Source organism: Flavobacterium sp. FG19 (assembly GCF_057809475.1).
In genome coordinates this window covers 331800-351338 of sequence record NZ_JBMDKA010000001.1, presented here as the reverse complement: position 1 = coordinate 351338, position 19539 = coordinate 331800, and the positions used below count along the sequence as shown (strand labels likewise).

Annotated in this window: 15 protein-coding genes and 2 tRNA genes; 12 read left to right on the top strand and 5 right to left on the bottom strand. The window is 34.7% G+C overall.

Going from position 1 to position 19539, the window contains the following annotated elements; all coding sequences use genetic code 11:
* Nucleotide 1 precedes the first annotated feature (1 nt).
* The 3 genes from ACODST_RS01535 to ACODST_RS01525 all read right to left on the bottom strand — a co-directional run bounded on the left by ACODST_RS01535 (nt 2) and on the right by ACODST_RS01525 (nt 5486).
* Nucleotides 2-1801, bottom strand: a complete 1800-nt coding sequence (locus ACODST_RS01535; protein WP_488930350.1) for an ORC-CDC6 family AAA ATPase — start codon at nt 1799-1801, stop codon at nt 2-4.
* On the bottom strand, nt 1785-2849 hold the full coding sequence (locus tag ACODST_RS01530) for an HD domain-containing protein (protein ID WP_488930349.1): 1065 nt from the start codon (nt 2847-2849) through the stop codon (nt 1785-1787). Before ACODST_RS01530 ends, ACODST_RS01535 begins: the two co-directional genes overlap by 17 nt.
* A gap of 174 nt (nt 2850-3023) precedes the next feature.
* A complete protein-coding gene (locus tag ACODST_RS01525; RefSeq protein WP_488930348.1) occupies nt 3024-5486 on the bottom strand; it encodes an AsmA family protein in 2463 nt (820 codons plus the stop codon).
* A 241-nt stretch (nt 5487-5727) separates the two neighbouring features.
* Between ACODST_RS01525 and trxA the strand changes: the two genes are divergently transcribed.
* Nucleotides 5728-6045 carry a thioredoxin gene (gene trxA, locus ACODST_RS01520; RefSeq protein ID WP_008466289.1) on the top strand — a complete coding sequence of 106 codons (318 nt, stop codon included), beginning with the start codon at nt 5728-5730 and terminating at the stop codon, nt 6043-6045.
* Nucleotides 6046-6163: 118 nt separating this feature from the next.
* Here trxA and ACODST_RS01515 read toward each other — a convergent pair whose 3' ends face one another.
* The gene (locus ACODST_RS01515) at nt 6164-8245 is read right to left on the bottom strand and encodes a tetratricopeptide repeat-containing sensor histidine kinase (protein WP_488930347.1); all 2082 of its coding nucleotides are present in this window, start codon (nt 8243-8245) and stop codon (nt 6164-6166) included.
* On the bottom strand, nt 8246-8947 hold the full coding sequence (locus tag ACODST_RS01510; RefSeq protein WP_488930346.1) for a LytR/AlgR family response regulator transcription factor: 702 nt from the start codon (nt 8945-8947) through the stop codon (nt 8246-8248).
* 207 nt (nt 8948-9154) lie between these two features.
* Between ACODST_RS01510 and ACODST_RS01505 the strand changes: the two genes are divergently transcribed.
* From ACODST_RS01505 to ACODST_RS01455, 11 genes are all read left to right on the top strand, one after another.
* Nucleotides 9155-9739: a hypothetical protein gene (locus tag ACODST_RS01505; RefSeq protein ID WP_488930345.1), complete on the top strand. Its 585-nt coding sequence runs from the start codon at nt 9155-9157 to the stop codon at nt 9737-9739.
* Between the two features lie 56 nt (nt 9740-9795).
* The gene (locus ACODST_RS01500; protein ID WP_488930344.1) at nt 9796-10380 is read left to right on the top strand and encodes a hypothetical protein; all 585 of its coding nucleotides are present in this window, start codon (nt 9796-9798) and stop codon (nt 10378-10380) included.
* A 182-nt stretch (nt 10381-10562) separates the two neighbouring features.
* Entirely contained in the window at nt 10563-13151 is a 2589-nt protein-coding gene (locus ACODST_RS01495) for a M1 family aminopeptidase (protein ID WP_488930343.1), read from the top strand.
* Nucleotides 13148-14074, top strand: a complete 927-nt coding sequence (locus tag ACODST_RS01490; RefSeq protein WP_488930342.1) for a DUF58 domain-containing protein — start codon at nt 13148-13150, stop codon at nt 14072-14074. The genes ACODST_RS01495 and ACODST_RS01490 overlap by 4 nt, the downstream gene beginning before the upstream one ends.
* 86 nt (nt 14075-14160) lie before the next feature.
* A tRNA-Asp gene (locus ACODST_RS01485) sits at nt 14161-14234 on the top strand.
* Nucleotides 14235-14849: 615 nt separating this feature from the next.
* Nucleotides 14850-14923, top strand: a tRNA-Asp gene (locus tag ACODST_RS01480).
* 64 nt (nt 14924-14987) lie between these two features.
* Complete coding sequence (locus ACODST_RS01475; RefSeq protein ID WP_488930341.1) at nt 14988-15242, top strand: GIY-YIG nuclease family protein; 255 nt, start codon at nt 14988-14990, stop codon at nt 15240-15242.
* 137 nt (nt 15243-15379) lie between these two features.
* Nucleotides 15380-15634, top strand: coding sequence for a GIY-YIG nuclease family protein (locus tag ACODST_RS01470; protein ID WP_488930340.1), 255 nt, complete (start codon nt 15380-15382; stop codon nt 15632-15634).
* Nucleotides 15635-15977: 343 nt separating this feature from the next.
* Nucleotides 15978-16799: a helix-turn-helix transcriptional regulator gene (locus ACODST_RS01465; protein WP_488930339.1), complete on the top strand. Its 822-nt coding sequence runs from the start codon at nt 15978-15980 to the stop codon at nt 16797-16799.
* A 271-nt stretch (nt 16800-17070) separates the two neighbouring features.
* Nucleotides 17071-18429, top strand: a complete 1359-nt coding sequence (locus ACODST_RS01460; protein ID WP_488930338.1) for a TolC family protein — start codon at nt 17071-17073, stop codon at nt 18427-18429.
* Nucleotides 18430-18488: 59 nt separating this feature from the next.
* Nucleotides 18489-19538 (top strand): HlyD family secretion protein, encoded by a 1050-nt coding sequence (locus ACODST_RS01455; protein WP_488930337.1) that lies wholly within the window; start codon nt 18489-18491, stop codon nt 19536-19538.
* Nucleotide 19539 lies beyond the last annotated feature (1 nt).

Here is a 19539-nt window from a genome sequence, read left to right as displayed (position 1 = left end):
TCTAATTTTCAATATTGTCAAATAATGTGGGAATAAAACTATCAGACTCATTGTCTAAACTTTTTGAAATCTCATCTATAAATTTTTTAGGATTAGTTAAGCTTATTTTCAACTGTTCTGAACTCATAAATCTATACCCTTTAATTCCTGTGGGATCTAATTTAAAATATGGAGCTAGAGTTCTGCTAAGAATATAAAGTTTATTTCTTCCTGTACCTTGTTTATTTCCTATTGTACTTTTATGAAGATAACCATATTGTACAGCTAAATCTATAATTTCACTTAACTCAGTATCTGGTAAATTATTTAAAGCTACTGAGAAAACAATTCTTTCTGTTCTATTAGACATAAAAATCTTCTTAAAAACTCCACCTAAACCTTGAACTAAATTATAGAGTTTGTCTGCTTTGCTAAACCTTTCTCCGCTTTCTTTACTTCCATGTTCTTCATTGATTTTATCAAACTCTTCTTCAAAAAACCTTTTAGAATATTCCATTATTTCTGTATTTTGTACATTATCAGGAATGAAATCAACGACTTCAAAATTCTTGTGACAATTTGCAAACATGTTTGAAGCCGGTTCTAAAAAATGACGAATTATACCGGATGAAATAGAAACTAAGTTATCAAAACCAGAGTAGCTGTAGGTAGATGAATTTCCTGAAATCTGCTTGAAATATTCAGATGTTGCATATCTCCTAGAAGCATCTCCTCCCTTATGTTTTTTATCTTCATTTTTAAATTTTTCTTTTAACTCTTCTTTTATTGATTGTATTTTCAGAAATTGATCATGATCTGCTGGAAAAAAGTCTTCTGAAGCAATATCTTTATGAAGAAACTTTTTGATTCTTTTTTTTACAATTTCATCAACTCTCTTGTAGTAGTTATTATTAGTTGTTAGATAAATATCTGCAATGTTTACCTCTGAATAATCGTGAGGAGCATCTATTGTTTTATCAGATGTTGTTTTGTAACTTTTGTAATCTATTTGTGTAGATATTTTTAAACAAAGATCGCTTGAAGTCCTATACGATACCCATGTATTTAATACTTGAGTTTGAGTTTTATTTAAATACCCAGCATCATCAATAAGTAAATAAATAGGCTTTCCCTGAGGCATAAAAGGAATTTTTTTTATTTCTCTCAGAACAGGAAGTAAAAAGTCAAGATAATTGCACAATGAACCTTTATAAAATCCTTTTTCATTAGGGTTAATTGCTAAATCGACCCAGTATTTTTTGCATGTAATGAATACCTTATCCATTAATTTAACCATTTGGTAGAAATATTCTTTAGTAGAATTAAATTCCTGATTTTCATAATTCGAAATATCAAAACCAGATAATTCTAAATACCACAAAAAAACATTTTTATAAAAATCAGAAACATCAGATTTATATTTATCTAAATTCTCGTTTAAATTATAAAATTCTAAAAAGCATTTTGAAGCGATATAACTGGTTAGAAGATGTTCATTTATAAATATATTTGCATCATTCTTAAATTTTTCAAATTCTTTAAGATTGATATCGGTTAATTTTATAGGTATATAAAGTGAAAAGTAATCTAATTCAGAGAAATCCTTATAGTCGATTTGATCATTTTCAAGTTTAATGATTCTTTGGCAATTAGGCATCATATATCGGAACATCATACTTTTTCCGGAACCTCTTGGTCCATTTAAAAAGGTATGCCCAGATTTAGGGACTTGATGGAAATCAGAAAAAACATCAACAAAAAGATCATGAACGTCTTCTGCAGAAATTCCTTCAGGAGTATTTACTTCAAATGGATTTTTCATCTTTTTTTGAATTAATTAAATCAGCAAAATATTTACCGTCTTTCTCTAAATCGCCTATTTTTAAATCTTTGCAATGATCAAAGATTGTACCTTGAAAATTGACAAGCGGATAAGCTGTTTCAGTTATTTCATACCCAATAGGATCGATTATTTGCTCGTGTTCATCATCATCTATATATATAGTGACTTTTACAGAATTATAGCGACAGTTTTCTGGAAGAAATCGTCCACAATATAGTGCTTCTGTAAATGTCTTAAATGTTCTTTCATAAATTTCATCTATTAAATAAACGTCAATAGTTTTGTCGCCAATTTGTTTTTTATATATTGCTGTTGAATTAACATTATTGAGATAAAATTTGATAGAAATTTCATTACCTGATAATTTGAAGCTATTTATACTCAAAGAATATTGGTGAAATATTTTACTTGTTTCATTAATTTCATCATTCTCTATTAGGAATCTTGATGCTCTAGTATTATCTTCTGCTAATTCATCTCCTAATCTTAATAAAGAAGCTAAAAATTGTGGTCTTATGTTTTGATGGGACAAATCAAATGAATTAGGTAAATTACCTATTGGGTTGTCTCTTGTTCCACTATGAGCTTTTGCTATATCTCCAATCATTTTTTTTTCAGGAGCTGAGAGTTCATTACCCTCATCTAATCTTGCTAACAAAGATTTGGCTTTTTGAGGATGTTCTTTTCTACTTCCTAAAAGATGGCCAGCATCATGTATTTGGATTGACATTAAGAGAATGAAAATTTCGTAAGGAGAAATAAAATATTTATCTCTTTGATTTTTTTGTGTATAAATGGGCTTAAGGCATTCTATTATTCTGGAAACTCTATCAACAACCATTTTTATATGATCAATACCATGATCATTATAATAATCGTTGGTATGATATTCTTTCATTTTGACTTTAACTTCTGGATGAACCTCTTTATCAAGTTTGTATTTCAATCTTTTATATATTGAGACGTAATCATTTTCATTTGGAAAACTTTTTGATTTAAATTTTAAGAAATCATCTTCAATATTCATATTATAATCACTTAACTTATTGTTATTAGCTCATATTTAATCTTTTTTAATAAAAGATTGTCAAATATTTTGTTGTAATCTTTTCGATCTTAAAAATGCTACAGTTTTAATATTTATTGAGGCAAGTATATCAATAATTAAAAAGAAATTATAGCGTATTTATACGGGTTTTAATCACTTCTCCTTCTTCCCCCACTTAATTTTCATTTTTCCATCATCATCTACGGCCAGTAAATGTAGTACTATACCACGTTCCCGAACGGCATCACGTTCGGCTTTGCTGGCGAGCTGGGCGTCATTTTTCGAATTTCGGAGCGGAATAGTCAGGGCAAGATTGGTGCCTCGGCCGAAAGAATAAATTCCGTCGACATCAATGTTTAGTACGCTTGAACTAATGGTGAGGTTGTTTACATCTATTTGTTCTCCCCGCATATTGAGATGACCGGACAAATCGCTGAAGGTAATGTTTTCGACATCCCGAAACGGAAAAGCAAACTTGCCGATTTTTACAATAGGCTGAAAGTTGATCAAAGCCCCCTGATTGACCTTAAAATCAAGTTTTCCCCGCATGGAGTTGGTAATCAATTCACCGTGGCTGTTTATAAATCCGTTTACATTGGCAGTACTGGTGAGCTTCCCTTTGATGTTATTTGGATTGAAAGATGTAATCCCGAAATTATTAAAAGACTTTAAAAAACTCGCAATATCCACACGGTTTACCTGTGCATTAGAGCTGAAAGCATAGTTTTTTCCGCTGGGAATCACTTCGCTGTTAAAAGTAATACTGCCGCCGGAAGTCTGCAGCGAACCGTTTTTGATAACCAGTTTCGAGTCCAGCATCTGAATACTGGCTGTAGTATTCGTGGCTGTGAGTTTGTTGTAATTGATTTTATCGGCTTTAATATCGATCACGACCACGCATTTATCGATTACGTTTCGAAGATGATTGGAAATCGTCGTTTTTTTAGTGTTTTTTACAGTAGCTTTCTTTTTCTGAGAAGAAGCCAAAACACCCAAAAACTGTTTCAGATCGATATTGGGACAATGAATTTTCCAGTTTACGATCATTTTTTCGGGAGCGTCGTAATATAGATTCAGGAAATTATCGATTTTGCCTTCAATAAAAATAGTATTTTTTTTGTGCTTGTAGGCAATTTGTTTGATCAGCAGGGCTTTCTCGGTAAAATCAAGATGAATATTGGTTTTTACGGCCTGAATGTTTTTTGGAATATAATGAAAAGAGGCATCATCGACATCGACATTGCCAATAAATTTCGGTTTTTTGATATAAAGGTCTACGATATCAAACTGGAATTTCAGTCTGGCTTTGACATGGCCGTCGGTAAAATGAATCCATTTTTCGTTGCTGACTTCGTTAAGTCTGTTTATATCAAAATCAGAACTTACCATTCCGGTGGCAATAGGTTTTTCGAGATTGCTGATGACAATCTGCGGAATCGTAAGCGGAATATTTTCAAATTCCCCGTTAAAGCGGGTTAAAATAATGGCCGAATTAGGATCGTTAAATCCATTTTGCGGTTTGAAATTATTGGTAAAAATTCCCCTGAAACTGCAATTGTCAATTTGTCCGTCAGGAATCGTCAGTTCGTTGTTTCGGCACAAAGCCTGAACCACAATTTTGGGGTCATCATGTACGTTGAGATCGCCTTTTAAATCGCAGTTTACATCGATAGGTTTCTTTAAATCGAAACGGTTGAGTTTAGAACTGATGTTTCCGGATAATAAATTTGAAGCACTGCTCCATAAAATACGGGTATTGATGTTGATGCCAAAAAGCGAATTGTTTTTACCAATATTAAAAAACGCTGTAATATCAAAAGCATCAGTACCAATTTGAAGATTTTTGGTTACTACATCAATTTTTTGTTTGTTAGCCTGATATGTTACGTAAAGGGTTCCTTTGAGTTCTTTTTCTTTGGCAAAACTTCCGTGAACGGTATTAAAAGCGAGACTGTTTATTTTGGTTTCAATAAACAAATTGGTATTCCAGTTATCTCCGTCGTAATCTACTTTTGATTTTAAACTATGAACCTCAAAATCAAACAATTTATTTCCCAGCTGATTGTCAATAGTAATATGAACATCGCTAAGGTCGATTTGGTCAATAGTGGTTTCAGTTTCAGATTTACTTTCGGGTGTTTTTTTCTTTTTGTGTTTAAAAATATCCGCATTGGTGTATCCGTCTTTGGTTTTATAAACATAAATCGCAGCATCGTTAATCAGGATTTTATGAATGTTGACTTCTTTCTGCAATAAACTCCAAACATTTAAACGTACTTCAATTTCCTGTGCTTTTAATAAAGTATGATGATGGGTGTTCCATTGACGGTCTTTCAGTTCGACTTCTTTCAAAGCCAGTGTAAAATTGGGAAAACCGGTTAAAAATTTATACTGAAAATCGGTTATATGAAACTGTCCGTTGATATTTTCATTGATTTTAGAGTTTATCTGGGCTATAATTTCGGTTTTGTTCCGGTTGAAATAAACCGACAATCCGCCGCAGGCCAGTAAAAGAAGCCCAATGAGTACCAAAATAAAAATACCAAAACGTCTGGCGTATTTTTTAAAATGAACCGACTGTAAAAAGCTTTTTATCTGGAACAGAGTTTCCTTCATTGGTGTGAATTTTCAGGATGATTAAAGATAGGAATAAAAAACGATTTCTTTTGCAGCGTATCAGATTGTAAATAAAGGAGATGTGAATAGTATAACTATTAGCGATTCATTTATAACCAAAACTAATTTGCAGATGGTGTATGATTTGTTTTTAATTTTTAACTTTGTACCTCAGTTCTGAAAGTATTTAAAAAGTCTCTATGAGGCAAGAACTGATACTAACTTTTAAAGAAAAATAATTATGGCATTAGCAATAACAGATGCTACTTTTGATGAAGTAGTTTTAAAATCAGATAAACCAGTAATGGTAGATTTTTGGGCAGCATGGTGCGGTCCTTGTAGAATGGTTGGTCCAATCATTGACCAATTAAGCGAAGAATATGCAGGTAAAGTTGTGGTGGGTAAAGTAGATGTAGATGCTAACCAGGAATTTGCTGCTAAATATGGTGTGCGTAACATACCAACCGTTTTGGTGTTTCAAAATGGTGAAGTAGTAGGAAAACAAGTAGGAGTAGCTCCGAAACAAGCCTACGCTGACAGCTTAGATGCTTTGTTGTAATCGTAAGATTATGATTTATATAAAAAAGGCCTGATGTATTCAGGCCTTTTTTATTGGCACCTTCACCGCAGATTAAAAAATTTATTTAATCAATCTGTGGTAAAACTCATAAGGATGTTTAAGTGTAGTTAAATACTATGGTAAAAGTAGTTCCTAAACCGGGTTTTGAACACACTTCTATTTTACAGTCGATGGCGTTGGCCAGATCACGGATTAAATGCAGTCCAAGTCCGGATTTTATTCCAATAACTTCAGACTCGTCATAAAGGGCTTTAAATTTTTCTGCAGTTCCGCCCGGACCATTATCGGTTATTGAAAGATACATTTGGTTTTCGTTCTGCCAGGCTTTCCAGATTATTTTTGGGTCTGTTGTTTTGTCCAGAGCTTTTATGGCATTTCCGGTCAGGTTACGGATAATGGTTTTAAGGTAATTTTCATCGGTATTTAAAACCAGGTTTTCGTGATTTTCAAACGTGATTTCGATATTTTGAATTCCGGAAAAATGTTTTTGAGTGTCTTCAAATATAGTATCTGCAGCAATGTGTTTAAAGTGAGGTTTAAAATTTTCCATCTGCCCTTTGCTCCAAAGCAGGATATCTTCCATAGATGATAATAAATTCTCGGCTCCGGAGATTATCTTGGTCTGCATTCTGGCTGCAGTTTCTTCATCAATGAGTTCAGGATTTTCTTTCTGCAGATGCAAAAAATGAATCAAATTAGAAATAGGACTTCGAAGATCATGGTTTAGAATACTAAAAAAACGAGCCTTGATTTTATTGGCTTCGTCCAGTTCCTGATTTAAAAGCTGCAGTTTTTGGTTGGTTTTTTTTCGGTTCTGATTCTGTTTGAACAAAAGTAATCCGATAATAGCAACTAAAACCAGTCCCGCAATTAAAAACAAACGCTGTTTTTTGGCCTCACTGATCTGAATGTTTTTGATTGTATTTTCGGTAGACAGATTTTTAATTTTCTGCTGTTTGGTCTTGTTCTGATAACGGGCTTCGGCATTGGCAATACTTTGTTTAGCTGATTCCTGCAGTACTTCGTCATTATATCTGCTGTAAATTTTGTTGTAATAAAAAGCTTCCTGCCAGCGTCCTAATGCGGCATAACTGTCAGACAGCCTTTTGTTGATATTCACATACGATTCCTTGTCGAAACGTAAAGCATTTTTAGAAGCTTCTTTTAAGGTTTGAATGGCATTTTTATAATCTCTTTTTTCATATAAAATCCGGCCCATAACGGTATTGGCTTCCATCATAATTTCTTCATCTGTAGATTTTTGAGCCAGTTTTACGCCTTTTGAGGCATATTGGAAAGCTGTGCTTATTTTGCTTTCATTGGCATAATACTCCGCCAGACTTTGGTTGGCCAGACTCAGGTTGAGAAACAAAGAATCTTTATCGCTGGGATAGGTATATACTTGTTTATAGTATTTCTCGATACTGTCTTTTTTCTTCAGCGGAACAAAACTCTGAAGGTAGTAATTGCATAAAAAAGCATTGGCGTAAGCAGAGCTGATATAAGGTTTGGCATAGTTGAGGTATTCAATGGCTTTGTTGTACTGCTTCATTCGTGTATAAGCATTTCCAATTTGAAGATAGGAAATCCCCACGTTTTCTATATTGGCATCGCTGCCAATAAGTTTCTTTTTATAGGATATGGCTTTTAACTGATACGCAATAAAGGTTTCATATTCATAATCGTTCATATAATATTCGGCCAGGCTTCCATACAAAACGGCTTTTGTAAAATCAACTTGGGTAGTGTCTACTACTTTTTTGATATAATCTATTAATGCTTTTCCTTTTACGCTGTCCTTAACAGAATAATAGGCATAATTGAGGCGCATCAATATAGAGGTTTCATTTTTAAGATGGTGCGCTTTCTGAGCATATTTTAAGGCCTGTTCGTAATAGATCAGAGCTTTTTTGTATTGGTTGTTGCTAAACTCGTAGGCAGTGCCTTTGTAAAAATAAAATCGGGACTTATAAGCCAGCTGATCTCCTGAAAGTTCTATTCCTTTCTGTGAAGCCGTAATAAGTTTTGGGTAATCTTCTGATTCTAAAATGGTATTGGTGTACTGGAGCCAGGCTTTCAGTTTTTCGTCTCTTGTTTTAAGTCTTGCCAGATTGGGTTCCTGTTGTGCCCAAACAGAAATACTGATGAAGAGAAAAAACAAAAGACAGCTTTTCTTCATTTAGATCAGGTTTAGGTTTTCTTTATAACTTCTTCCCACAGGAATAGTAACATTATTATTTAAAAGGATTTCGGTTGAATTCATCTTCTGAATAAACTGTTTCTGCACTGCAAAACTTCTGTGAATTCTGATAAACGACCTGAAATGATCTTCTTTTAAAAGATTGCCTATACTTGATAAAACACAATGTCTTTTTTTGTCGGTAATAATCAGTGTATAATCTTTTAAAGCTTCGAGATACAGGATTTCATGCAGTTTTACTTTGGTTTGTTCGTGACCTTCTTTTATATAGATCGTATCGCCGCCTATGCTGGCTTCAAAAAGAGAAGCTTTGAGTTTAATTTCCATGAACTCTTCAATACGGCTTACGGTTTGAGAAAAACGATCCAGTTTGAGCGGTTTTACAATAAAGTCCAGTGTTTCAATCTGAAAACTTTCCACGGCATGTTCAGGATGGGCGGTTATAAAAACACAGACCGGAATTTCGAGTGCCTGTTTCCTGAATTCGATACCGTTTATGCCCGGCATATCAATATCGAGAAATAAAATATCGATTTTGTTTCCTTCTATAAAAGGAAGTGCATCATCTGCCGATTCGAAAACGCCTAAAATATCCATAACAGGAAATTTTTTAGTAAAAGATACTACCGTTAGTCTGTCAATTTCATCATCGTCAACTATAATACAAGCGTATTTTTTCATCGTTCCAACTCTGTTTTATGTCGTCTGTCTATTTAAAATGTTGTTCGTCTATTCGCTGTTTTCAGCATGGTTTTAATGGCGCAAATTTGTCTTGTAATTCTTTCAGAAGCTAAAAATAAACATCCAAATATAAGATTCTGGGTTTACAAAAATAATGTTATTGAATTAAAAAAGAATCATTTAGTAAATTATTAAACCAAAATTATTATGAAATTATCTAAAACTATTTTTGCTATTTTATTTGTTGCTGTTTCTACAATTTCATGCAGCAGCGATGACGGGGCTGACGGAACTAACGGAGTTGACGGGACTAACGGGACTAACGGAACAAATGGCGCTGACGGTGCGACAGGACCGCAGGGAGAACCAGGAACGGCCAATGTTATTTACAGTGCCTGGATGAACGCTCCGGCAGCAGCTGCCGAAACAATAGACGGAACTTCAGGATTATCGACTTCTATTAATGCACCGGAACTATCAGCGGATATCCTGTCTAAAGGAACGATATTAGTTTATATGTCTTTTGGAGGCGGAACTTATACAATGCCTTATACTTCTACAGCCGGAGGATTTGTAAATACAATTACAGCAATTTCCAGTTTACAAAAAATTAAACTTTTCAGGTTTAAACATATTGCAGACGGAACAACAGTAGGACTTCCAACAACATTAAACTGGCGTTATATTCTGATTCCGGGCGGTGTGCAGGCTGCGACTTCTAAAGCTGCTAAAACGGATTATTCTAAAATGAGCTACGAAGAAGTTTGTGCTTATTTCAAAATCCAGCCGTAATTCTTCATAAAATCAATCTGTTTAACCAAATTAAGCACTAACCAATTATTAACATCATGAAAACTATAAATACATTTTTTACCATCTTATCAGCGGCTGTTTTAACGGTTTCCTGCAGCAGTGACGATGATAAAGACGATACACCAGTATTTGCAGTAGAAAACCCATTAGCGGTTTATTATACCCAAACCGGATTTTCTACGGTAACCAATTTTGTAAACTCAGGAGATTATGAATTTGGACTGGTCTTTACACCAACCGTAAAAGGAAACCTTAAAGCCATTACTTTAAAACTGCCGGCGGCTAATGAAAGTATACGTGTCACGATCTGGGACTATGCTTCAAAAACAGTATTGCGATCTGAGACCGTAAGCGGAATAACTGCTGATGTTGAGATTAAAAAAGAAATCAGCGTTCTGGCTCTTGAAAAAGACAAAAAATATATGATTACCATGAATTCTAATGACTGGTATAAAAAGACTAAAGCAGACCTGACCAATGTTACTTATCCAATCGCTGCAGGAAATATTACATTTAATGAGTACAGATGGATAAGCGGTACAGCACAAACTTTCCCAACCAATGTTTCTGCAAATTACAATGCAGGAGATTTAAGTTTTGAGTTTCAACAAACGGAATAATTTTATTTTTGGATAGTTTAATTAGTGAGTTTGTAAAGGTTTGGCGTTTGTCAAACCTTTTTTTTTGCAGTGAACCCAGAAAATACTTTAAGATAAAGTTTAAAAAAAGCCGTGAATTCGCGGCAGACTTTTTAAAGCGGTAGTTTTTTCCTATTTTTAACCCATCTTATATTCCTTTAAAAATGAAAATACTATACACCTTTCTTTGTTTTGTTTTGTTGATTCCAAATGGTTTTTCCCAGTCAAAAGAAAAGGATAGTGTGCTTTTTGAAGAAGGAGTTTCAGAACAGCTGGCGCATTTTCGTAAAAAACAGATTTCGGATCTTCATTACAATCTGTCTTTTGAAATCCCGGCACAAAAAAGCAAAGAAATCAAATCTGATCTTAAAATAAGTTTGACGCTGTCTGATTTAAGTCAGCCGCTGCTTTTGGATTTTAAAGAAAAGACTTCGAATATAAAAACAGTTACTGCAAACGGAAAAGACATTGCTGTCGTTCATGAAAACGGACATATTATCGTTTCTCCTTCTGTTTTAATTTTAGGAAAAAACACCGTTTCCATTTCATTTACAGCCGGTAATTTATCGTTGAACCGGAACGACGATTTTTTGTATACTTTATTAGTTCCGGATCGGGCCAGCACTTTGTTTCCCTGCTTTGACCAGCCTGATTTAAAAGCAGTCTATAAGCTTAGCCTCAGGATTCCAAAAGGCTGGAAGTGTTTAGCTGGAGCGCCGGCCGTGTATTTCAGACAGGAAGTAAGTGGAAGCGTGGCTAGTGATTATTATGTTTTTCAGGAATCGGATAAAATGAGTACTTATTTGTTTTCATTTGTGGCCGGAAAATTCAATACCGTGGAACAGAAACCCGGCAAAATGAAAATGACCATGCTGTATCGCGAAAATAATCCTGAAAAGATAAAAACGAGTACCGATACTATTTTTCAGCTTCATCAGCAGTCTTTAAATTTTCTTGAAAAATATACCAGCTGCAGATTTCCATTTCAAAAAATGGATTTTGCTTCGATTCCGGTTTTTCAGTATGGCGGTATGGAACATGTAGGAGCGATTCAGTACAGAGAATCTTCATTGTTTCTGGATAACAGCGCAACTGACAGTGAGAAATTAAACCGTGCTAAACTTATTGCGCACGAGACTTCGCATATGTGGTTTGGTGATTTGGTTACTATGAAATGGTTTGACGATGTCTGGATGAAAGAGGTTTTTGCCAATTTTATGGCCGATAAAATCATGAATCCGATTTTTCCGAAAGTCAATCATAACCTGCAGTTTTTTACAGCGCACTATTCAGGTGCTTATGCCGAAGACCGTTCTTTAGGGACACATCCGATAAAACAGCAGCTGGCCAATTTAAAAGATGCAGGATCGCTTTACGGTGCTATTATTTACAACAAAGCACCTATTATGATGCGTCAGTTAGAAGCTTCTATGGGAAAGGAAGCTTTTCAAAAAGGAATCGAAAAATACATTCAGAAATACGCCAATGACAATGCAGACTGGAATGATCTCGTAGAAATTCTGGATGCTGAAACGCCGCTGGATATGAAAAAATGGAGCGAAGTCTGGGTAAATAAATCCGGAAGAGCCCTTTTTACAGACAAAATGGAATACGATTCTAAAAAACGAATCAAAAAATTTGAAATTCAACAAGAAGCAGAAGATAAATCTAATAATATCTGGCCTCAGGTTTTTCAGATTGGTTTAGTGTATTCTGATAATGTAAAGGTTTTAGCCATTAATATTAATGATAAAAGCACCGATGTTAAAGAAGCTGTCGGGCTTGAAAAACCGCTTGCGATTCTCTATAATTATAATGGTTTTGGTTACGGTGTCTTTCCGCTTGACGGCAATAATTTAAATTATATGGCAACGCTGAATGATGAGGTGGCCCGGGCTTCGGCATATAGTAATTTATATGAAAACATGCTTATAGGGAACATTGCTGCAGAAAAAGCTTTTGATTGTTTCCTGAAAGCAATTCAAACAGAGCAAAATGAATTGGTTTTGAGAGCTGCTTCAAATAACCTGAATACGATTTACTGGAGATTTTTTTCTGAAAAACAGCAGGATAAGGTTCAAAAAACACTTGAAAGTATTTTATTCAGTCGTCTGCATGCCAATTTATCAGCCAATATTAAAAAGACATTATTTGGATTGTACGTTTCAACGGCTTATTCTTATGTCGCCAAAGACAAATTGTATCAGATCTGGAATAAAGAAATTGTAATTCCCGGACTGAAGCTAAACGAGGATGATTTTACCAATATGGCAATGAATCTGGCTATTTTTAAACATGAAAAAGCCGATGAAATTCTGGAGAAAACCAGAACAACAATTACGAATCCCGATAAACAAAAGCGTTTTGAGTTTTTATTGCCTTCTTTATCAAAAGAGGAATCAGTTAGAAATGCATTTATGGAATCTTTAAAAGACGATGCCAACCGGGAGAAAGAATCCTGGGTTTCGGTTGGTTTGGCCAATATCCATCATCCGCTTCGTCAGGAAAGTGCACAGCAGTATATTCGATTTTCATTAGATTTGGTAGAAGAAATTCAGCGTACGGGAGATATTTTCTTTCCGAAAGACTGGCTGGATAATACCGTTGGAAGGTATTCATCGAAATTTGCTTTTGATGAAGTACAGCGATTCTTAAAAGAAAACCCTAATTTTAGTCCTATTTTAAAAAGGAAATTGTTTCAGGCGACAGATTTGCTTTATAAAGCACAAAACATAAAAAAAGAAACCGAATGAAAATTGAATCGGAAATAGAAAAAGTCTCCAGTTTTCAGCATCTGGAAATGCTGGCGAATCAGGTTGTGGAAGGTTTTATATCGGGAATGCACAAGAGTCCTTTTCATGGATTTTCGGCTGAATTTGCCGAGCATAAAGTCTACAATGCGGGAGAAAGCACCAAACATATTGACTGGAAGTTGTTTGCGAAAACAGATCGTTTATATACAAAACGTTTTGAGGAAGAAACCAATTTACGCTGTCATTTGATTGTCGATAATTCGTCGTCGATGCATTATCCGGAATTGAAATCGAATCAGCCTTTTTATGAAAAGAAGATTGGTTTTGCCGTTTTAGCGTCGGCAGTTTTAATGAATATTTTAAAGAAACAGCGAGATGCCGTTGGTTTGAGTGTTTTCTCGGATAAATACGAATATTATGCTCCCGAAAAAGGAAGCGATCGCCATCACCGAATGCTTCTGAATAAACTGGAAGAATTATTAGTTCAGCCAAAAGTTAAAAAAACAACGGATACGATTACGTATTTACATCAGATTGCCGAGAAAATGCATCGTCGTTCGATGATTATTCTGTTTACCGATATGTTTCAGACCGAAGACGACGAGAAGTTATTTAATGCATTACAACATTTAAAACACAATAAACATAAGGTAGTTTTGTTTCACGTAGTGGATAATGAAACGGAATTGAAATTTGATTTTGACAACACACCAAGAAAATTTATCGATTTAGAATCAGGAGAAGAGGTTTCCATTTTTGCTGATAATGTAAAGGCAGAATATGAAAAAAGAGCAGCAGCCTATTTTAAAAACCTGGCCTTGACCTGTGCGAAGAACCAAATTAAGTATGTTTCGGTAAATGTGGGCGATAATTTTGAAAAAATATTGACTACATATTTAGTTGAAAAACAAAACTTTGGATAATAATTTGAAAAAATATTTCATTTTTTTTATAAAAACGCTTGCAGAAACGAAATTCTGTTATATCTTTGCAACCGCAATAACGCAGAGGTTTGGTAGTTCAGTTGGTTAGAATACATGCCTGTCACGCATGGGGTCGCGGGTTCGAGTCCCGTCCAGACCGCAATATTGGGAGAAGCCTTTCTTAACGGAAAGGCTTTTTTGCCCAAATACGGTATCTAAGATTAGTTGTGTTGTTTTGCTGCGACTTTGTAACTCGCAGCTGGTTTAGTAGTTAGACCAATGAAAAGCTTTCCACTTTTGTGGATGGCTTTTTTGATTTAAGACCTTTTGTAAAAGGTAAATTCCAATTCCTAAATACTCGGTGAAAATTCCAAATTCCAAAATTAGATTGTGAAGATTTAACCGCAAAGAGTGCTAAGATTTACGCAAAGTCCACAAAGATTTTCTATCATATATTAAGATATAGCCCGTGGTTTCAACCACGGGAAACGTATTCATATACATTGTGTCCCCGTGGTTGAAACCACGGGCTATGTCTAAAAGCGAGATAAAAAAATGCTTGTTAAAGTTTCAAATTTTGAGTTCTTCGTGTATCCCGATAGCTATCGGGATTGCGTGCTTTGCGATTAAAAAGAAAGAAAGTTCTTCTTTTTTGGTTTAGAGGTCGATTTTTAAAATATTGGAATTTAATCGATTAAAAAAAACTCAAATTTTATTCGTAAAAACGCTTGCAGAAACGAAAATCTGTTGTATTTTTGCACTCGCAATAACGCAGGGTTTGGTAGTTCAGTTGGTTAGAATACATGCCTGTCACGCATGGGGTCGCGGGTTCGAGTCCCGTCCAGACCGCCTAAGTTGTTAAAAATGCCTATCATTATGATAGGCATTTTTTTTTGCCATTAAATTTTAATTTATGTTTTACGTTTACATAATTTATTCTAAAACTTTTAATGTTTATTACAAAGGTTTTAGTGAAGATATTACTCAGAGATTATTGTACCATAATGAAAACAGAAGCCGATATACTTCAAATAAAGGCCCTTGGGAATTGGTTTATTTGAAAGCATTTGAAACTAAAAAAGAAGCTTTAATTGAAGAATTGAGACTGAAAAAGTTAAATAGAAAATCTATTGAAGCTTTAATTAAAGAGTATAATAAGGGAATGTAAATCTGGTTAGAATACATGCCTGTCATCTCGTCTAGGGACGAGACGGGTTCGAGTCCTCTCGTTAAAGAACGAGACTAAGTTGTTAAAAATGCCTATCATTATGATAGGCATTTTTTTTTGCCATTAAATTTTAATTTATGTTTTACGTTTACATAATTTATTCTAAAACTTTTGATGTTTATTACAAAGGTTTTAGTGAAGATATTACTCAGAGATTATTGTACCATAATGAAAACAGAAGCCGATATACTTCAAATAAAGGTCCGTGGGAATTGGTTTATTTAAAAGCATTTGAAACTAAAAAAGAAGCTTTAATTGAAGAATTGAGACTGAAAAAGTTAAATAGAAAATCTATTGAAGCTTTAATTAAAGAGTATAATAAGGGAATGTAAATCTGGTTAGAATACATGCCTGTCATCTCGTCTAGGGACGAGACGGGTTCGAGTCCTCTCGTTAAAGAACGAGACTAAGTTGTTTAAAAGCCTTTCTTAACGGAAGGGCTTTTTTGTTTTATAGAATTTAGAGTTTAACCGCAAAGAGCGCTAAGATTTACGCAAAGCACGCAAAGTTATTTAGCCACAGATTTAAAGATTAACACAGATTTTTAAAATCCTTCTAATCCTTTTAATCTGTGGCTAAAATTTTTTAAGAATAAAATCTTTGCGAACTTTGCGCTTTCCCTTGTGTCTTTGCGGTTAAATTTCTTTCTTATCTTTATATTACGAAATTACACCAATGGAATATTCCGGTCAAAAACTCGATAAGTATTACATCAAGAAAGTAGATGCTGATAAAAAGAGCATTTACTGTCACCATGATTTGATGGGGGAATTGTTTATTCCACCACACAGACACCAGAAAGCACAGCTTTTGTATGCTGAAGGCGATGTTGTTTTTGTAACGACTGAAACCAAAACGTACTTTTTGCCAGCAAGACATTTTATCTGGATTCCGAGTGGAGTGGAGCATAGCATTGAACCGAAATCGGAAAGTGTGACGATGCGAAATCTGTATTTTCCGGTTGAAAAAGACGAAGATGACTTTTATAAAGTAGAAGGAATATATCCCGTAAACAATTTGTTATTGCAAATGATGCTTTTTACCAACCGTTGGAATGGTGATCTTAAAAAGGGAACACCAAACTTTACTATTGCCAAAGCTATAAAAGCGATTCTTCCGCAAATTTGTACTAATAATTTACCTTTAGAATTACCACAGCCAAAAGACAAACGTCTTGGGAAAATTCTTCGTTACATCGAAAATAACCTCGGAGAAACCATTTTGTTTGCCGATGTGGCCCATGAATTTGGTTACAGCGAACGCTCTTTGTATCGTTTGTTTCAAAAAGACCTGGGCATGTCGTTCATTCAATATTATACCATTCGAAGAATTTTAAAGGCAATCGAACTTTTATTAGAAAGAAAACTTTCGGTAAAAGAGGTAGCCGAAGAAGTTGGCTACAACAGCGTTCCAACTTTCAGCAATACATTCTTCAAGATTCTAGGCCAAAGACCTTCCGATTACTTAAATGGTGAAGAGATTTTGGAAAGAAAATGATTTATTTTTCTCTCGCAGATTTAGCAAATTTTGCAGATTTTCATTTTAATACATTAATAATCTACTTGATCTGCCAAATCTGCGAGAGAATTTAAAAAATAATCACAATTCAAATCTATTTTGTAATAAATTGTTTTTCAGTGTTTTAATATAACGTTTTCGGGAAATAGAATTTTAACGTTTGTCCGAAATGAATATGTTGTTGGCTTTTTAGAATTATCAGTCAACAGAAAAATGAAGGAACTTTGCACCATCAAATATTAAAGTATTCATGTTCCTTAAAACAACTAATTCTACAGACGATTGTTTTCCCGGAATCCTGCTGTTATTCTTAATGATATTAGCATTCAATGGCTTACAAGCGCAGGAAGTTCATTCGGTTTCATTAAAAGAAGCGATGAAACTGGCGAAAGAAAACAACAAAAAAATCCTTAGATCTCAATTGGAGGTCACGCTCTCAGAGCAAAACATTAAAGAAAGAAAAGAACTCCGACTGCCAGACGTACAACTAAACGGCATGTATTCCAGAATTACGAATATTACGGAATTCAAAGGAAGCGGATTCTTAAAAGACAAAGAAGTTGCACCGGCAATTCCTGAAATTTATGAGGTAAATTCGACGTTCAAAATGCCAATTTATGCCGGGAATAAGATTAATAATGCCATAAAAATTGCGAATCAGGAAAACGAAATTGCCAAAATAAAAACGGAAAAGGCCGAAAATGATATTGAGCTTGAAGTCGTTGCCAATTATCTGGCGATTTATAAAATGATGGAACTTCAGAAGATTTTTGAAGAAAATATCAAAGAAGAAAAAAGCCGATTGAAAGAAGTACAAGCACTCCAAAAACATGGAACGGTTACGAAAAACGAAGTTATTCGTGCCGAATTACAGCTTTCGGATCGTGAATTGAATGCGTTAACTAACTCCAAAAACATTAAAATCGCACTTCACGATCTGAAAACGCTGATTCAGCTTCCCGAAAATGAGGAAATTGCAATCGATACGACGTCAAATCTAGACGAAATGAACGGTCTGGATCCGTATGATTATTATATGACTAAAGCGATGCAAAATGAAGAAATGCGTATTGCAAGTCAGGAATTGAATATCAGTAAAACGGAACTGAAACTGGTAAAAGGAAATTATCTGCCAAGCGTTCACTTCTTTGGGAACTATGGTTTTTATTATCCAAACTATAAATTCTTTCCGCCCAATCCGTATTTGTACACTTTAGGTCAAGTCGGAATTGAAGCGACTTTTGATCTTTCGTCTTTGTATAAAAACAAAACCAAAATGGATCAGGCGAATACTAAAATCGAGTGGCAGAAAATGCAGTCTGAAATCGTAAAAGATGAAATTCAGGATAAGCTTTTTAAAGAGCATACGCAGTATCAGGAAATCCTTGAAAAGTTTGTGGTGGTTGACAAAGCTTTGGATTTAGCCAATGAAAATTACAGAATCGTAAAGCTGAAATACTTAAATCAGCTGGTTTTAATTACTGAGATGGTTGACGCTGATAATGCTTTGCTTCAGGCGAAATACAACAAAATTTCTACGCGATTGGATGCGATTTTGAAACATTACGAATTGCTTCATACGGCGGGAATGATGCCTAATGAGATTTAGATTAGAGCATAGAAAATAGAGAATAGACTAAAAAAATAGACAAAAAAGATATAGAGTTTATGGTTAAGATTAAAAATGAAACTAGAAGAAACAAAACGTTTCATATACTAATAACGATTATTGCGTGTGTGCTTGTTATAAGCGGGGTTATTTTAGGGATTTGGTTTTATGTGTTTAACCGAAATCACGAAGAAACCAATGACGCTCAGGTTGAGCAATACGTAACGCCAATTATGTCCAGAATTACGGGGTATGTGCAGGAAGTTCGTTTTAACGAAAATCAATTTGTGCATAAAGGAGATACTTTGGTTATAATTGATAACAGAGAATACAAATCGAAACTGGATGTGGCTCTTGCCGATGTTCAGAATGCGAAACAAAATAGTATAGTGGCCGAGAAAAATGCGGTAAACACGGCCAGCGCAACAGCGATTAACGAAGCGCAATTAGACGCTGCCAAATCGAATCTTTGGAAAACCAAACTGGAATACGAAAGATACAAAGCTTTGGTTAGCGAAGAAGCAGCGACTTCTCAGCAATTAGAAAAAGTCCGCGCCGATTACGAATCGGCACAGGCGCATTTTCAGGAAATGAAAAACAGAATTCACTCTGCGACTTTAAGTACTTCTGTTGCCGAAGCGAATGTTCCGACAACGCAGACTAATATTGCTTCAAAACAAGCTGTGGCAGATAATGCAGCTTTATTCCTTTCGTACACGATTATTACAGCGCCTTATGACGGCTGGGTTGGAAAACGAACTTTACAGCCTGGGCAATTAGTAAAAGAAGGACAATCTTTGTTATCAATTGTAAGTAAAGAAAAATGGATTACAGCCAATTTTAAAGAAACGCAACTGCAATATTTAACCGTTGGGCAGGATGTAGAAATTAAAGCCGATGCTTTGAGCGATAAAACTTTCATTGGTACAATTGCTTCTTTATCTCCGGCGAGCGGGGCAAGATTTTCATTGCTTCCTCCCGATAATGCAACGGGGAACTTCGTAAAAATTGAACAAAGAATTCCGGTTAGAATTCAGTTAAAAGACAACGACAAACAAACCGATTTTTTAAGAGCAGGAATGAATATCACGGTGATTGCAGCACACTAAA

Bases quoted from the DNA above. Each gene is read 5' to 3' on its own strand.
- ACODST_RS01470 (WP_488930340.1), top strand. From the start codon at position 15,380: ATGTTTTACGTTTACATAATTTATTCTAAAACTTTTGATGTTTATTAC.
- ACODST_RS01530 (WP_488930349.1), bottom strand. From the start codon at position 2,849: ATGAATATTGAAGATGATTTCTTAAAATTTAAATCAAAAAGTTTTCCA.
- ACODST_RS01515 (WP_488930347.1), bottom strand. From the start codon at position 8,245: ATGAAGAAAAGCTGTCTTTTGTTTTTTCTCTTCATCAGTATTTCTGTT.
- ACODST_RS01510 (WP_488930346.1), bottom strand. From the start codon at position 8,947: ATGAAAAAATACGCTTGTATTATAGTTGACGATGATGAAATTGACAGA.
- ACODST_RS01500 (WP_488930344.1), top strand. From the start codon at position 9,796: ATGAAAACTATAAATACATTTTTTACCATCTTATCAGCGGCTGTTTTA.
- ACODST_RS01465 (WP_488930339.1), top strand. From the start codon at position 15,978: ATGGAATATTCCGGTCAAAAACTCGATAAGTATTACATCAAGAAAGTA.
- ACODST_RS01460 (WP_488930338.1), top strand. From the start codon at position 17,071: ATGTTCCTTAAAACAACTAATTCTACAGACGATTGTTTTCCCGGAATC.
- ACODST_RS01535 (WP_488930350.1), bottom strand. From the start codon at position 1,801: ATGAAAAATCCATTTGAAGTAAATACTCCTGAAGGAATTTCTGCAGAA.
- ACODST_RS01455 (WP_488930337.1), top strand. From the start codon at position 18,489: ATGGTTAAGATTAAAAATGAAACTAGAAGAAACAAAACGTTTCATATA.
- ACODST_RS01475 (WP_488930341.1), top strand. From the start codon at position 14,988: ATGTTTTACGTTTACATAATTTATTCTAAAACTTTTAATGTTTATTAC.
- ACODST_RS01495 (WP_488930343.1), top strand. From the start codon at position 10,563: ATGAAAATACTATACACCTTTCTTTGTTTTGTTTTGTTGATTCCAAAT.
- ACODST_RS01505 (WP_488930345.1), top strand. From the start codon at position 9,155: ATGAAATTATCTAAAACTATTTTTGCTATTTTATTTGTTGCTGTTTCT.
- ACODST_RS01490 (WP_488930342.1), top strand. From the start codon at position 13,148: ATGAAAATTGAATCGGAAATAGAAAAAGTCTCCAGTTTTCAGCATCTG.
- trxA (WP_008466289.1), top strand. From the start codon at position 5,728: ATGGCATTAGCAATAACAGATGCTACTTTTGATGAAGTAGTTTTAAAA.
- ACODST_RS01525 (WP_488930348.1), bottom strand. From the start codon at position 5,486: ATGAAGGAAACTCTGTTCCAGATAAAAAGCTTTTTACAGTCGGTTCAT.